The sequence below is a fragment of the Enterococcus sp. AZ167 genome (genome assembly GCF_051714025.1).
GTDB lineage: Bacteria > Bacillota > Bacilli > Lactobacillales > Enterococcaceae > Enterococcus_D > Enterococcus_D casseliflavus.
Genome location: NZ_JBIORB010000002.1, coordinates 34,057 through 48,086 on the forward strand (window position 1 = coordinate 34,057; position 14,030 = coordinate 48,086).

Consider the following 14,030-nt stretch of genomic DNA (forward strand, 5'->3'; position numbering starts at 1 on the left):
AAACCGAGGAGTGTCAGACATGAGTGCAATCAATTTTGCAGTAATCGGATATGGCGGCATGGGTGCGTACCATGTCCACAATATCTTACCAAATGAAAACGAACGAATCCACATCGTAGGAACTTACGATATCAATGAAGAACGTCAAGCGATCTCCCAAGAAAAAGGCCATAAGATCTTTAAAAGCTATGATGAAGTCTTAGCCGATGAGACGATCGAAGCAGTATTGATCGCCACACCTAATGACTTGCACAAAGAGTTATCGATCGCTGCGTTGAAAGCAGGCAAACATGTTGTTTGCGAGAAGCCTGTTGCGCTGAATACTGCGGAACTAGATGAGATCGTGGCGGTTGCCCAAGAAACTGGCAATACCTTTATGGTTCACCAAAACCGCCGTTGGGATCCTGATTTTCTACTTGTACGCGAACTGTACCGTAATGGACAGATCGGTGATTTGTTCCAATTAGAGTCACGGGTCCAAGGGGCAAACGGCATCCCAGGAGACTGGCGCCATGTGAAAAAACAAGGTGGGGGAATGCTTTTAGACTGGGGCGTTCACTTGCTGGATCAAATGCTATGGCTGATCGACAGTCCAGTGAAAGATGTTAAAGCGGATCTTAGCTTTGTGTTGGGGGAAGAAGTCGATGATGGGTTCTTCGCTTTGATTACCTTTGAAAATGGGGTCAAAGCAATCGTGGAAGTTGGAACTTCCAATTACACGCAATTGCCTCGCTGGTACATCAAAGGCACAGAAGGAACAGCCACCATCACCGATTGGGATTTAAATGGGGAAATGGTGCAAGCAACAGGTCGCGAAGATGTGGCAGCACCAAAACCAGTCCAAGCAGGCGTCGGCTTGACGAAAACGATGGCACCCCCATCGGAATTGGCAGCCAAAGAAATTCCTTTCCCGAAAGCCGAAGCGGATTTTGAACCTTTCTACAAGAATTTTTACAACGTTGTACGCAACGGTGCCGAACCTATCGTTAAAAACGAAGAAGTCCGAGCAGTGATGCAGTTGATCGAACGCATTTTTGCTACAGCGTAAGAGATAGAGGAAGCAGCTCTTTATCCATGTAACCGAACGAGTGCGAGAAGCAAAAACTGGGAGAGAATGATGTTCATTCTGTCCCAGTTTTTTTATTTCTTGACATCATAAGTGACCCATAATCATGTGAAGGGGAAACAATTTTCAAAAGAAGCTTTGGTTAAGGTACTTGATGTTCAGTTAAAGAATACTGTTTTGAATGGTTTGGGTTAGTAGGATCACTCGAGGTACCTCGATCTATACGCTTATTGGTTAGATAAGCGAGGCGATAGCTAGGCAAGTTGTCGCTAACCCACACGCTTGGAAGTTGCAACAAGCGCACAATAGTCACTCTTACCGCAAATAGGGGTGGCTATTGTGCTACATATGTTTGAACTTCTCACGTTTTGCGTGGTTTTTTATCCTTGAAAATTCCCAACTCCTACCGCCATAGCCTAAAATTCCATGTATAATAAAGAAAACGACCGTTTTATTTGGCGAAGGGAAAAGAAAAAGCAAAAGAGGTGCGAACTATGAGGATGAATCAAGAAAAGCTGACTTCATCAAATGGGAAGGATCAGCTTTTTGTCAAAACGTGGCTGCCAGAAGAACAGCCGAAAGCAGTCGTGCAAATCGTTCACGGAATGATCGAACACATTGAACGTTACCACGAGTTTGCGGAATGTTTGACTGCGCAAGGCTATGCGGTGGTCGGTCATGATCACTTAGGGCATGGGCAATCCGTGAAAGAAACACAGGCCTATGGGCATTTTGGTGAAAAAGAGGGCGCCAACTATTTAGTGGCAGATGTGGGAGTGGTCCATCAGTACGCAGCTGCTTGCTACCCAGACCGACCATGCTTTATCTTAGGGCACAGTATGGGGTCTCTGGTGTTGCGGAATTATTTGTTTAGTCAGCCACATCCATTGTCAGGAGCGATCATCATGGGCACCACGATGGAAAAAGCCGTGCTGATGCAAGGAGGCAAACTTGTCACGAACTTGTTGCGCCCGTTTGCCGCTCAGCAATGGCCTTATCACGTAATGGAACAGCTGGTTTTTGGCCAGCACAACCGGCGTTTTCGTCCCAATCGGACCGCCAAGGATTGGTTGACCAGTGATCCGCAACAAGTGGATCGCTACTTGAAGGACCCTTACACGCAATTTCATTTTTCCTTAGCGGCTTACAAGGATCTCTTTACATTGACGCAAACTGCCAGTGATCCGGATCAACTGCGCAGGATTGATCCAGAATTGCCGCTGCTCTTGATTTCAGGTGCAGATGATCCTGTGGGGCACTATGGCAAAAGCGTCCGCCAATTGGCTCAGCAGCTGAAGCAAAATGCTGACGTGACGATGTATTTGCTTGAGCAGGGCCGGCATGAGATTTTGAATGAGCGCAATCGCGAGATCGTTTACAATGAAATTTCTCGCTGGCTGTTTGAAAAAATGCCGAAATGACGAACGTTAAGAAATTGGTAGTCTTTTCTGAAAATTCAAAATTATTTTCTCTTTTAAGGCTTTTTTCATTTTCGGCTATCTGTTATAATGATTTTCACATCTAACATAAAGGAGAGATTTTTTGTATGACAGTTTATAACTTTTCAGCTGGTCCTGCCGTATTGCCCCGTCCCGTATTGGAGAAAGCACAATCCGAACTTTTGAATTACCGCGGAAGTGGGATGTCCGTTATGGAGCTGAGTCATCGGTCCTCCTTGTTTGAAGCGATCATTAAAGATGCAGAAGCACTTTTACGAAAATTAATGGGAATTCCTGAAAACTATCAGGTACTGTTTTTACAAGGCGGCGCGAGTCTCCAATTCAGTATGATCCCTTTAAATCTTGCACAAAACAAAAAAGCCTTATACGTAAATACCGGTTCTTGGTCGAAAAAAGCTATTGAAGCAGCAAAAGCGCTTGGAAACGTGACGGTGGAAGTTGTTGCCTCTAGTGAGAATCAAAACTTTACCTATATTCCAGAAATTTCAGAAGATGCGATCGATCAAGAAGCGGCTTATTTGCATATCACCACGAACAACACCATTGAAGGGACGGCCTTTCAAACGATTCCGCAGGCTGGCGACGTGCCGATCGTAGCGGATATGTCCTCAAATATTTTAGCCAATGACTATCGCGTAGAAGACTTTGGTGTGATTTATGCTGGGGCCCAAAAGAATATTGGTCCTGCAGGGTTGACGGTAGTGATCATCCGAGAAGATTTACTCAATGATGATGCTGTCTTCGCTCCAATGCTGGATTATCGTCTACAGGCTAAAAATGACTCATTGTACAATACACCACCAACGTATGCTATCTATATTGCTAAATTGGTGTTTGAATGGTTGGAAGAATTAGGCGGCATTCCTGCCATTTTAGAACAAGACCGCCAAAAAGCGGCGCTTTTATACGAAACGATCGAAGCCTCTGCTCTTTACAGTAGTCCTGTGGCTGTTGATAGCCGTTCACTAACGAATATTCCTTTTGTGACAGGGGATAAAGCATTAGATCAGCGCTTCAATGAAGAAGCTGTCAAAGCTGGCTTTGAGAACTTGAAAGGGCATCGTTCCGTTGGAGGAATGCGAGCAAGCTTGTACAATGCCTTTCCATTAGCTGGCGTTCAAGCGTTAGTCGACTTTATGAAATCATTTGAAGCGGAGGTCAAATAAATGTTCCAAATCAAAACATTCAATGCGATCGCACCAGAAGGATTACAGCGTTTAGAAAAAGAAAAGTATGCCATCAACGAAAGCGACCAACCGCAAGGGATTTTGCTGCGCAGCCAGAAATTGCACGATTACGCTTTTCCTGAAAGTGTCTTAGGTATTGCCCGTGCAGGGGCTGGGACCAACAACATTCCCGTCAAAGCATGTACTGAAAAAGGGATCGTCGTCTTTAATACGCCAGGCGCCAATGCCAATGCGGTCAAAGAATTAGTGATCGCTAGTCTGCTCTTAAGTGTCCGTCCGATTTTACGAGGTGCCCAATGGGTCCAAACCTTGAGCGGTGATAATGTGGAAGAACAAGCAGAAGCGCAAAAAAGTCAATTTGCTGGAACAGAGTTAGAAGGCAAAAAGTTAGGAATCATCGGCCTTGGTTCTATTGGAGCGATGGTCGCCAACGATGCTTATCGTCTAGGGATGGAAGTAGTCGGTTATGATCCTTACGTGTCAGTGGATACTGCTTGGACGATCTCTCGTCGGGTCAAGCGTGCCAATGATATTGCGGAAGTCTTTTCAACCTGTGATTTTATTACGGTTCATGTGCCGCTAATGGAAAACACGCATCATCTCGTCGGGGAAGCCGAACTTGCGAAAATGAAACCAACAACGAAGCTATTCAACTTTTCTCGTAAAGAAATCGTCGATACAGATGCCGTTTTACGTGCGTTAAAAGCTGACCGTCTAGCGGGCTATACGACTGATTTTGCGGATGAACAATTGCTGCACAATGAAAAAGTCCTCGTCTTGCCGCATTTAGGTGCATCAACAGAAGAAGCCGAAGTCAACTGTGCCAAAATGGCAGCCCGAACATTGAAAAAATTCTTGGAATTTGGAACCATCAAGCGCTCAGTGAATTTTCCAACTGTTGAGATGGCTTTTCATTCGCCTTATCGTCTGACGATCATCAATCGCAATGTACCGAATATGTTAGGTCAGATTTCATCGATCATTGCGGAATCTGGAATCAATATCGACAATATGCTGAATCGTGGACGGGAAGACTTTGCTTACACCCTAGCCGATGTCGCTTCTGAAGATGAAGCCTTATTGAATCAATTAGCCGATAAACTGCGGGAGAACGAAAATATCGTTCGTGTACGGGTCATCAAGAATCAGGAGGTTGGGTATTAATGGTTCAAGTATTTCCGTTTAAAGCCATTCGTCCAGAAGCCTCATTGGCAGAAAAAGTGGCCGAGCTACCGTATGACGTGGTCAATTCACAAGAAGCCGCAGCGTTTGCGCAAGGCAATCCTTACAGCTATTTCCACATCGACCGTTCGGAGATCGACTTGCCAGGAATCGATCCTTATGATCCACAGGTGTATCAAAAAGCGGCGGAAAATCTTGCATCTTTTCAAGAAGAAGGCTGGTTGATTCAAGAAACGGCGCCCGCATATTATTTGTATGAATTGACGATGGCTGGTAGAAGCCAAACGGGGCTTGTCGCCTGTACCTCGATCGATGATTACGTCGCTGGGAAAATCAAGAAACACGAGTTTACCCGTCCAGAAAAAGAAATCGATCGGATCAATCATATTCTGGCATGTGATGCCAATACAAGTCCGATTTTCTTGAGCTATCGCCAACCAGCAGCAGTCAAAGAAGCGATCGATGCGTGGCAAGCAGAGCATGCGCCAATCTATGATTTTGTCAGCTATCATGAGGTGCAACATCGTGTTTGGCTGATCGATGATCCAGCGCTAGTCGCCTCTTTTGCCCAGCAGTTTCAAGCTGTAGATGCCCTTTATATTGCGGATGGGCATCACCGCACAGAGTCAGCAGTCAAAGTCGGCTTGCAAAAGCGAGCCGATGGCCAAAGCAGTCAAGAAAGCGACCGCTTTTTAGCGATTTTATTCCCAGAAAATGAATTAGCGATTTGGGAATACAATCGGGTTTTGCGGGTACCAGTGCCAGAAAACTTTTTTGAGCAGGCAGCCCAGCATTTTACGATTCGAGAAACTACAAGGAAGAAACCAGCGCAACGTGGTTCGATTCATCTGTACCTAAACCATGCGTGGTGGGAGTTGACCATCAAGCCGGAAGCTGTGCCGCAAGATGCGGTAGGACAGCTGGATGTGTCGCTTTTACAACAATACGTGCTGGCTGATATTTTCGCGATCCAAGATGTGCGGACAGACAAACGCATTGATTTTGTCGGCGGAATTCGTGGTCCAGAAGAATTGGAACGTTTGGTAGATAGCGGAGAATGGACATTGGCCTTTTCCATGTATCCAACGCAAATGGCCGATCTTTTGGCAGTCGCCGATGCGGGAGAAATTATGCCGCCAAAATCAACTTGGTTTGAACCAAAACTGTTGAGCGGTCTGTTTTTACATGATTTAGAAACGAATTAACCAAAAAAAGCTTACGAGGCTAGCTCGTAAGCTTTTTTTCTATTAGAAGTTGCCGAGTGTTTCGATGATCAAGCGGACATTCAAGACCGTCAGTGCAAGGGCACAGATCCAGCCTAAGGTAGAGACCCATAGCGGATTCTTGAAGCGTTCCCCCATGATTTTTTTTGAGCTGGTAAAAAGAACCAACGGAATCATCGAAACGGGTAAGGCGATGCTTAAAAAGACTTGCGAATAGATCAGCAGATCGTCCAAGGCTTGTTCGTTACCGCCAAAGTAAATCGTACAAAGCAAAACGGGGATCACCGATAAGCCACGGGTGATCAGACGTCGCGCCCAAGTAGGGATCTTCATATGGATAAATCCTTCCATCACGACTTGCCCCGTCAGTGTCCCAGTGATCGTTGAATTTTGACCAGATGCCAAGAGCGCCACGGCAAACAGAACGCTCAAGACTGGACTGGCGACAGCACCAGCAATGGAGGAATCTTGCAAAGCATCAAACAGCGCGGAGAAGGTGCCGACTTCTTCACTATGACCAAAGAACAAGGCACTTCCTAAGATCAAAAGCAGGCAATTGACCAAAAAGGCAGCGGATAATTGGATATTGGAATCCCAAGTAGCGAACCGCACGGCCGTTGCCACTTCTTGGGTATCGCTGCGATCGATTTTTCGTGACTGGGAGATCGAAGAATGCAGATAGAGATTATGCGGCATCACAGTCGCACCAACGATCCCCAACGCCATTGTCAGCTGCCCATGGTTCAAGACTTGCTTTTGGGGAATAAAGCCTTGCAAGACAGCAGGCAAATTTGGTTGAGCAATAATGACTTCGTAACAAAAGACCAGCATAATGACCAAAATCAGTGTCATGACGATCGCTTCGATTTTTCGGAAACCCAATTTCATTAAAAAGAGCAGAAGCAGTACATCGAAAATCGTTAAGATGACCCCAACTAATAAAGGTAAGCCGAATAGTAGATTGAGAGCGATCGCTCCTCCGATCACTTCCGCGATATCCGTTGCCATGATAGCCAATTCGGTGACGATCCACAAGACAAAGCCTAAGCCTTTGCTGGTGTGTTTACGAGTTGCTTGCGCAAGGTCCATCTGGGTCACGATCCCTAGCTTGGCTGCCATGTATTGCAGCAGCATAGCGATCAAACTGGAAATCAAGATCACAGAAAGTAAGAGATAGCCATATTCAGCACCGCCACCGATCGAGGTGATCCAGTTTCCTGGGTCCATATAGCCCACGGCTACCAATGCCCCAGGACCAGAAAACGCTAAAAGATTGCGCCAAAAGCTACCGTTTTTTGGAATGGCAACTGTATTATTTATTTCTTCCAAGCTAGGACCGTTGGCCGCTTGGATCAATTTTTTTTCTTCATTCATCGTTTCACGTCCTATCTTTTTAGGTATACCTAAAAACAAATCTATTGTATTCCTCATTTATGAATTTTTCAAGAGAAACCTTTTGGACGTCAGAAGGAAGGACAAAAAAACAGCAGCCAAAGGAATGGCTGCTGTCTGTTAGGTTTTTTATAAAATTAGTCGGCGCGTAAAGCGATCGCTGCATCTTTTTTCGCTGCCATTCGAGCTGGTATGTGGCCGCCGATCATCGTTAGGACGGTGCTGACGGCAATCAAGATCAGGCCGTGGACTGGATTTAATTGAGCAACATTTTCGAGATCAGTCATACTATATAAGATCGCGTTGATCGGGAATGTGGCTAACCAAGCAATCAGGACACCTAAAGCTCCTGAAGCGATCCCTAAAATACAGGTTTCGGCATCAAAGACGCGGGTGATGTCTTTTTTACGAGCACCTAATGCTTTTAAGACCCCAATTTCTTTCGTACGTTCTAGCACAGAGGTGTAGGTGATGATACCGATCATGATCATGCTAGTTACCAAGGAGATTCCTGCAAAAGCGATCAAGACGTAGGTGATGGCATCCATCAAGCCACCAGTCAATTGAGTCATCGTACCCGCTAAATCGGAATAAACGATTTGGTCTTCTTTGTCTTTGCCTTTGTTGAAGTCATCCAAGTAATCAAGGATTTTTTCTTTGGCACTGAAATCATTCGGATAGATCATAATGCTGTTTGGTAAATCACTGCCGCCAAGATAAGCGATCAATGAATCTTTGGCACTTTCGTCAACGGGTTCATTCGTCATCACGTTGGTGTCGCTGTCTTTTTGGGCTTGGACGATCGCTGAGTCTTGGTTTTCTTTGATGACTTCTTGCGCGAGGGCATCACTGTAGGCAATGCCAGTTGACAGCAAGTTCATCGTAGAGTTTTGCTTGATACGTAAGATTCCGCTGATCGTTAGTTCTTTGTTGCCGCTGTTATCGAAAACTTCATTTAAATCTTGATTTGGAATGAAGTTTCCAGTTGGTAATTCGGTGTAAAAGGCATCATTAGACGCCAATGTGATTTTTGTTCCCACGATATCGTCGAAGGACACCTTGTCGCCATCTTCAATGTCAAAACCGAGATTGATCAATGCATTGACATTCGTTACGTTGTTTTCATCGACGATCAAAACGACATCTGTGCTAGCACTTGGGTAGCTGCCTTCTAAAAGGTCGTAGTTGTCTTTTAAGAAATTGCCGTTATCCTCTGATAACTGCTCGGGGAAAGTCGAAACCCCAATCCCGGTGGAGGCACTCATGGCAGACATCATGGCATTGGTCTGTTCATTGTCAGGTGATGCATTGGAGAAGCTGACTTGTTCCACAGTATCATCGATCTTACGGAAAAGGTTCAAGGAAGTGGAACGAGTGTAGCCGATATTGTTGCTTAATTCAGGATCAATGTCGTTGATGTAATCGAGAAACTCTTGATCGATTTTATTGATATGGGTTGCACGATCCGCATCACTTAATTTGGCAGTGACCTCTTTATCTGAAGGGAAATCTTCAGATTTCTCCCGCGTTCCCATGGCTGATGGATCTTGTTCAGTGGCTACTTGCGAGATCGTGATCGGAAAACGAGCTAATGTTTCTGACTGGGTATTGTCGATTTGTTTTTGGAATCCCGTTGACAGTGACAAAACAATGGCGATTCCGATGATCCCGATACTAGAAGCAAAGGCTGTCAAGAAGGTGCGCCCTTTTTTGGTGCGGATATTGTTAAACGACAAACGTAAGGCAGTCATGAAACTCATTTTTGTGTGTTTTAATTCGAATTGGTCTTTCTTTTGTCCTTCGACATGAGGGTTCGAATCTTTAATGATTCGTCCGTCTTTGAACTCAATGATCCGTCCAGCGTATTTGTGCGCCAATTCAGGATTATGAGTAACCATGATGACCAATTTTTCTTTTGATAGTTCTTGGATCAGTTCCATGATTTGGACACTGGTCTCTGAATCCAAGGCACCTGTTGGTTCATCACAAAGAAGGATATCAGGATCATTTGCTAAGGCACGAGCGATCGCTACCCGCTGCATTTGACCACCAGAAAGCTGATTTGGTTTTTTGTGCATATGCTCAGCTAAGCCCACACGCGTCAAAGCATCGGTTGCTTTGGCGCGTTTTTCTTCTTTTGACACACCGCTCAAGGTCATCCCAAGCTCGACGTTGTCGATGATGCCTAAATGACTGATCAAATTGTAGCTTTGGAAGACAAAGCCGATCGAATTGTTCCGATACGCATCCCAGTCACGATCTTTAAAGGATTTCGTTGATTTGCCGTTGATGATCATATCACCAGAATCGTAATTATCTAAGCCGCCGATCACGTTCAACATGGTTGTTTTCCCAGAGCCGCTTGGCCCTAAAATGGCAACAAACTCTTGTTTACGAAAGGCGACGGAGACACCATCGAGGGCTTTTGTAGTACTGGCGCCAACCGTATAATACTTCTTGATATCTTTTAATTCTAACATGCTGTCACTCTTTTCTTGCCGTTTTCACGATTATTTTCATTATGTAACCACGCTATCATAATGGTTAACAAAAATCAACGATTATCATTGTTTAAACAAATAATTTATACTAAACTAAAGACAGAAAAGAGGGAGAGTATGGAAAAAGCGTTAGGAACATTCAATATGGCGGTATTTGCGGAAATCTTTTCGCTGATGGGAAACATATTGTTTGAAGAAATCGGTCTGGAAGATTTAAAATTGACCAAAATGGAAATCTTGGAACTCGTGGTGATCTCTAGTAATGAAGGAATCACGATGTCCGAGTTGGCCCAGCAAATCGGTACGTCAAAAGTCCAAATCAGTCGTTCGATCTCGGGGTTAGAAAAGGCTGGCTTTGTGGTCCGCAAAACCAACGGCGTCAATCGCCGCAACGTCAATGTTTATTTGGAAGAAGCTGGGAAGCAGTTGTTTGTCCAAAAGAAAAAACAAGTGGAAGACCGCTTGAATGCCAAAACCGCTCAAATGGCTGCAGAAGATATCCAGCAGTTGAGTCAGTCGTTGACGGAGGCAGTGGGGATCTTGCGGAAATATGACATTTTACGGACTGGCAATCAATGTGAGAAAAATACGCCGTTTGATTAAAAAAGGGCGAAGCAATCGTTTGCTTTTCAATTGCTGAATTAATTTCATATTAACTTATATTATCGATTTTTTAGATAAAGCAACCGATTGCGTTTTTCTCTTGTTTTGACTTCTGATTTGTGCGACAATGAGTATATCAAACAAGTCAAAGGAGTCTGCTATGAATACTACTGCCATTTATCATCGTCCCGAAAGTGAATTTGCGTATTTGTACGAGAAGGATAAAATGCATATCCGTTTGCGTACCGCCCGTCAAGACGTCCGCCATGTCCAGCTGCTTTGCGGTGATCCTTACACACTGTATAAAGAAGCTTGGTACCAGCAAAGAATTGAAATGAAAAAAATTCTTTCCACGGACTTGCATGATTATTGGCAAGTATCGGTCGGAGCAGAATTCCGCCGTTTGTCTTACGGCTTTTCCATCGAAAGTTACGATGGGTTGCATGTCTTTTATGGAGACCACGGGGTCTATCCTTTTGAGCAGCAATATTTAGAAATGAACAACAATTATTTTCGGATGCCTTACTTCCAAGAAGCCGATCGTTTCAAAATTCCCGAGTGGGCAAAAGAAACCGTTTGGTATCAAATCTTCCCTGAACGCTTTGCAAATGGGGACCCATCAAATGATCCAGAAGGTGTATTGCCCTGGGGCTCAAAAAATCCCGATCGCCAAGACTTTTTCGGCGGGGATCTGCAAGGGGTCATCGATCATTTGGATTACCTCGTCGATCTAGGCATCAATGGAATCTACTTCTGTCCGATTTTTGAGGCCTATTCGAATCACAAGTATGATACCATCGATTATTTAGCCATTGATCCAGCGTTTGGAGATAACGATACCTTTAAACGCTTAGTGGAGGAATGCCACAAACGCGGCATTAAAGTCATGCTAGATGCTGTGTTCAATCATATGGGGGATACTTCGCATCAATGGCTAGATGTCATCAAAAACGGCAAAGATTCGCCCTTTGCTGATTGGTTCCACATCAATGAGTTTCCTGTCAACTACAAAGAAGGGGAAAACTTTGAAGATGCTTATGACATCACCTATGATGTGTTTGCCTTTACGCCGCATATGCCAAAACTCAATACAGAAAATCCCGACGTGCAAGATTATTTGTTGAAGATCGCTCGTTATTGGATCGAAGAGTTTGATATCGATGCTTGGCGCTTGGACGTTGCCAATGAAGTCAGTCACCACTTCTGGAAAAAATTCCGCCAAGTGTGTGATGATGCCAAAGATGATTTTTATATCCTTGGGGAAATTTGGCACTCTTCTCAACGGTGGTTACAAGGCGACGAGTTTCATGCAGTCATGAATTACGCCTTTACGGATGCAATCATTGAATATTTTGTCAAAGACGAGATCTCCATGACGAAAATGGTCTCGGAATTAAATAACCAGCTGATGTTGTATCGGGAGCAAACCAACCAGGTACAGTTCAATATCTTGGATTCTCATGATACCCCACGCTTGTTAACTTTGGCTCGAGGAGACAAAGACTTGATGCGCCAAGTGATGGCCTTTACGTATCTGCAACAAGGCGTTCCTTGCCTGTATTACGGTGATGAGATCGGTTTGACCGGCGATATGGACCCGGATTGCCGCAAATGTATGATTTGGGAAGAAGAAAAGCAAGATCGTGATCTCCTGCATTTCACTCGCTCATTGATCAGCATTCGCAAAGACAACCAGAAAGCCTTATCAGAAGGTTCCTTGAGTTGGAACTGGGTTTCGGAAGAGGATGGACTGATCATTTTCGAACGAGAGTTAGGGGCACAGCGGATCATCGGTATTTTCAATACGGGCGATGACCAAATCACCCTTTCTCGTCCTGATTCGATCCTGATGGAACAGTTTGTCCAACTGGAAGATGAAACGATGATTATTGATAACAAAGGCTTTGCTATCGTGAAAGTAAACAACGAAGAATCGAATGAAGCATAAAAATGAGGCAAGAATTGCATATGCAATTCTTGCCTCATTCAATGTTTTGGGTATTTTTAATTTCCCCATGCACGTTGGAAAGAATCTTCCCCAAAATTCCTTCTGTCGGTATTATATCCTATAACACCTGAATGTGACAAATGATAACCCTTAAATATAGGTAGATTTTTTCTGCAAAGGGTAAAAAGATTAAAAATTTAGACAGTATAGCCTTCTTTTTGCGCTTCTTTCCACGAAAGGTCTTTTCTTTTTTACAAGATATGATAAACTAGTAAAAATGTATTTTTATTCGAGGAGTGATTTGATGAGTACAGGGTATCACGTAGCAGTTGTCGGGGCTACCGGCGCAGTAGGAACAAAAATGATTGAGATGTTGGAGAAGACCACGTTGCCGATCAAAAAAATAACGTTGTTGGCATCCAAACGTTCTGCTGGGAAGACCCTTGTGTTCAAAAATGAACCGCTCGTTATTCAAGAGCTGACCACAGATTCCTTTGCAGGCGTCGATATTGCATTGTTCAGTGCCGGTGGCGGCATTTCAAAACAATTTGCTCCAGAAGCAGTCAAACACGGTGCAGTCGTGATCGACAATACCAGTCATTTTCGGATGGACCCGAATGTTCCTCTAGTCGTTCCTGAGGTGAATCCTCATGCATTAGCGCAACATAAAGGAATCATTGCCAATCCGAATTGTTCAACGATTCAAATGATGGTGGCGTTAGAACCAATTCGTCAAAAAGTCGGTTTATCGAGGGTCTTGGTTTCAACGTATCAAGCAGTTTCAGGTGCTGGCGCCCAAGCCTTGGCTGAATTGACTCGTGAATCTCAAGAATTATTAGCTGGCAAAGCCGCTGATGAACTAAACCCTGAGATTTTACCAGCAGGCAGCGACAAGAAGCACTACCCGATCGCGTTTAACGCCTTGCCGCAAATCGATGTTTTCGCCGAAGAGGATTATACTTACGAAGAGTGGAAAATGATCAATGAAACGAAGAAGATCATGGAAGATACGCAGATCAAAGTAGCAGCTACGTGTGTTCGGATCCCTGTGTTTAGCGGTCATTCAGAGTCGATTTATATCGAGACCAAAGACCATGCTAGTGTTGAGGAAGTCAGACAGTGGATCAGCGAAGCGCCAGGAGCCGTCTTGCAAGATGATCCAAGTCAACAAGTGTACCCGCAAGCTTTGACCAGTGTGGACAAAACAGAAACCTTTGTTGGTCGGATTCGCAAAGATTTGGATGTCGAAAACGGCTTGCATTTATGGGTCGTTTCTGATAATTTGCTGAAAGGTGCGGCATGGAACTCCGTTCAAATCGCCGAAAGCCTGCATCAGCAAGGATTAGTTCATGTGTAAACCATAAGTTTTTCAGAAAAGTGTGGTGAATGCCACGCTTTTCTTTTTTTTGTTGTATAATAATAGGGACGGCTTATGCTTGGGAAATAATACAGTAGAAAAAAATTAAGA

10 protein-coding genes are annotated in these 14,030 nt (G+C 44.3%); 8 read left to right on the forward strand and 2 right to left on the reverse strand.

Annotated features, from left to right (window positions below; genetic code table 11):
• The first annotated feature begins 19 nt into the window (after positions 1 to 19).
• The 5 genes from IGJ05_RS11750 to IGJ05_RS11770 all read left to right on the forward strand — a co-directional run bounded on the left by IGJ05_RS11750 (position 20) and on the right by IGJ05_RS11770 (position 6,100).
• Positions 20 to 1,048, forward strand: a complete 1,029-nt coding sequence (locus IGJ05_RS11750; protein WP_010749991.1) for a Gfo/Idh/MocA family protein — start codon at positions 20 to 22, stop codon at positions 1,046 to 1,048.
• A gap of 512 nt (positions 1,049 to 1,560) precedes the next feature.
• On the forward strand, positions 1,561 to 2,487 hold the full coding sequence (locus tag IGJ05_RS11755) for an alpha/beta fold hydrolase (RefSeq protein ID WP_010749990.1): 927 nt from the start codon (positions 1,561 to 1,563) through the stop codon (positions 2,485 to 2,487).
• Between the two features lie 125 nt (positions 2,488 to 2,612).
• The gene (gene serC / locus IGJ05_RS11760; protein WP_438725237.1) at positions 2,613 to 3,692 is read left to right on the forward strand and encodes a 3-phosphoserine/phosphohydroxythreonine transaminase; all 1,080 of its coding nucleotides are present in this window, start codon (positions 2,613 to 2,615) and stop codon (positions 3,690 to 3,692) included.
• Positions 3,693 to 4,877, forward strand: a complete 1,185-nt coding sequence (locus IGJ05_RS11765; protein WP_016609459.1) for a phosphoglycerate dehydrogenase — start codon at positions 3,693 to 3,695, stop codon at positions 4,875 to 4,877.
• Positions 4,877 to 6,100, forward strand: a complete 1,224-nt coding sequence (locus IGJ05_RS11770) for a DUF1015 domain-containing protein (protein ID WP_010749987.1) — start codon at positions 4,877 to 4,879, stop codon at positions 6,098 to 6,100. Before IGJ05_RS11765 ends, IGJ05_RS11770 begins: the two co-directional genes overlap by 1 nt.
• A gap of 42 nt (positions 6,101 to 6,142) precedes the next feature.
• Here the strand turns inward: IGJ05_RS11770 and IGJ05_RS11775 are convergent, their stop codons facing one another.
• Positions 6,143 to 7,492 (reverse strand): Nramp family divalent metal transporter, encoded by a 1,350-nt coding sequence (locus tag IGJ05_RS11775; RefSeq protein WP_010749986.1) that lies wholly within the window; start codon positions 7,490 to 7,492, stop codon positions 6,143 to 6,145.
• Between the two features lie 155 nt (positions 7,493 to 7,647).
• Positions 7,648 to 9,990: an ABC transporter ATP-binding protein/permease gene (locus IGJ05_RS11780; protein ID WP_010749985.1), complete on the reverse strand. Its 2,343-nt coding sequence runs from the start codon at positions 9,988 to 9,990 to the stop codon at positions 7,648 to 7,650.
• Positions 9,991 to 10,128: 138 nt separating this feature from the next.
• On the opposite strand from IGJ05_RS11780, the gene IGJ05_RS11785 reads away from it, so the two are divergent.
• From IGJ05_RS11785 to IGJ05_RS11795, 3 genes are all read left to right on the forward strand, one after another.
• Positions 10,129 to 10,614, forward strand: a complete 486-nt coding sequence (locus tag IGJ05_RS11785) for a MarR family winged helix-turn-helix transcriptional regulator (RefSeq protein ID WP_010749984.1) — start codon at positions 10,129 to 10,131, stop codon at positions 10,612 to 10,614.
• Positions 10,615 to 10,774: 160 nt separating this feature from the next.
• Positions 10,775 to 12,562, forward strand: coding sequence for a glycoside hydrolase family 13 protein (locus IGJ05_RS11790; protein WP_438725239.1), 1,788 nt, complete (start codon positions 10,775 to 10,777; stop codon positions 12,560 to 12,562).
• Between the two features lie 304 nt (positions 12,563 to 12,866).
• Positions 12,867 to 13,919 (forward strand): aspartate-semialdehyde dehydrogenase, encoded by a 1,053-nt coding sequence (locus tag IGJ05_RS11795; RefSeq protein WP_010749982.1) that lies wholly within the window; start codon positions 12,867 to 12,869, stop codon positions 13,917 to 13,919.
• The last annotated feature ends 111 nt before the right edge of the window (positions 13,920 to 14,030 follow it).